The organism is Alkalibaculum bacchi (genome assembly GCF_937875145.1).
Taxonomy (GTDB): Bacteria; Bacillota; Clostridia; order Eubacteriales; family Alkalibacteraceae; genus Alkalibaculum; species Alkalibaculum bacchi_A.
Window position 1 is genome coordinate 1 of the sequence record NZ_CALNCS010000265.1, and the last position, 2,154, is coordinate 2,154.

Here is a 2,154-nt window from a genome sequence, read left to right on the forward strand (position 1 = left end):
AAAATGATAGTGATGATCCAGTCTCGTATCGTACCTCGCTAACTCTCCTGGCAACATGACGCGTTGTATGTCGTGATTATCTGCAAGCTGATAAAGGTCCCTATACACCGTAACTTTGCTAATAGATGGATGAAGTTCATGCACCTCTTCATAAACTTCGTCTACAGTCGGATGTGAATCAAGTTTTCGAATCGCCTCTAAAATAATCTGCTTTTGGACAGTATTGCGTTTCATATGCTTCCCTTATTGAAATCAGATTTCAATTAGAATTGAAATACAACATGTGTGAGCTGTCAAAGGCCTACGGCCAAATGGTTATTTTTTGCTGCCAACTGACATCAACAGACCTTCTCGAATGCTAGGTGCGCTTATTCACATGAGGTCGACTATACCTTGGCATCTAAAGGAAAAAAGAAATGCTCGCCTAGCAAACAGGCGTTGCAAAAGAATATGCCCTAAGCCTTTTGCTTGGAAAATTCAGGTGTATATGGATGACATACAATTCCATAGCGTGCACGCAGCGTGCAAAATAGCATATAAATAAAAAAGGCCAGAGACTCAAGCCCCTGACCTGCTGTTTCTGGTCGAGATGACTGGATTCGAACCAGCGACCTCTCGGTCCCGAAGAAAACGACTAGAAAGATGGCTATTACGAACGCTCACTATTCATGAGCGTAGCTATACAGATATTCCATATTCCAAAGCTTAGACGTAGTTGACCACTCCTCCAGAACCAACCGCGTGATTGTAGCAGCTGTCTCAAAGATGACTAGTTGCGGGGCTTTACCAGAAAAGTCAAGTCCATCGCTAAGAGGTTCGGCGCGGTCCGGATTGGCAAAGATACAGCCGTCATATGTATAACACTCTTAGTGAAGCCGTGAGAGATCTACAGGGACACCTGTTCCACAGCTTAAGATCCTTGTTGTTCCTATACCGCCTATACCAAGGTCTAGGAGGATAGACGGTTCAACTCCACAGTAGCGATAATGACACTAACAGTAACAGGGCTAATGCTACTTCACTAGCATTGACGGCACACACAATGAGCCATATGTCTTACTACAGCTAGGAGATTTCTTGAGGGAGGGCTTTAAGACCGTAACACCGCCTGTATGCTCTCTATAACCTAAGTGCCTATGATAAAGACTTGAAGATACATGGATAAAAGAGATGCTTGCTAAAGTTATCTAGCAATGCTGCATCGCTTATCTCGAGCGCAACTGTTGCTTTCTTGCTAGAGAGAAAACGCGGAGTTCCGCCATAGGACAGATCTTTCGATAGTCTTCGCTAAGTGTGACCCGCACTGCTAAGTGCATTCTATCACCTTGCCATAGACGAAGTAGAAACAATAGGACCAGCAGCAAACAGGCTTCTTGAGGATGTTGAAGCACAATCACTTACCCACCTTGGTCTCCCTTATGAGCATTACATACATCTAAAGAAAAATAACGTGCAGAAGCGCACTAACCGAAAAATCAAGCATAAAGATTATTCCGAGCAGGCCTACCTATCGAAAAGAACTTTTTGCGCTGTATCGTAGCCGCATTTTTTAAGACGGACGAGGTTTGGCATCCAAGAGCTGGTTTTTGTTCGTCTCAATCCAAAAGGTTTACGAAGAGGAGTCGCAAATGATGCCGATGCCAGACTGAACTATGAAGGATTTACAGCTGAACATTGCTGATGCATCACTGGCCTAGTAAAGACATATGGGGATGACCTAGGAAGAACGAAGGCATAAGAAGCATTAGAAACGAGTGCGTTCACGAGCGGAAGCATCGCTTACATCAACAATTCCAAAACTATCCATACGAAAACACATAAAAGATTTTAAGGACTGACACTACGATAAGCCCTAAGGAACTTTTTATGATCAGATGGTTTGCGAAGACCCCTGAGAAATAAGCTCTTTTATATTAAATGTTTTCACGGGATGCCTTACGCAGTATAAACAAACTTCTAAATTCATCCTCTAATTAAAATTCTGCCACACAATTATTTTTGTTTAAAAGATTATATGTACTTTATACCTATACTTTTCTAATTTGTAAAAAGGAAAATTATCAGAAACCAACATAATTTAAACGAAAATTTATTTAATAAATTATATATAATTATTTTTTTATAATTTTGGATTATTCATTTTAAATAATGCCA

At 41.0% G+C, this 2,154-nt stretch carries 1 protein-coding gene; it reads right to left on the reverse strand.

Translation table 11 applies throughout. The features are described from left to right. The coding region (locus Q7P22_RS14880; RefSeq protein WP_303865175.1) for a transcriptional repressor at positions 1 to 234 on the reverse strand (234 nt) is incomplete at its 3' end. Between the last annotated feature and the right edge of the window lie 1,920 nt (positions 235 to 2,154).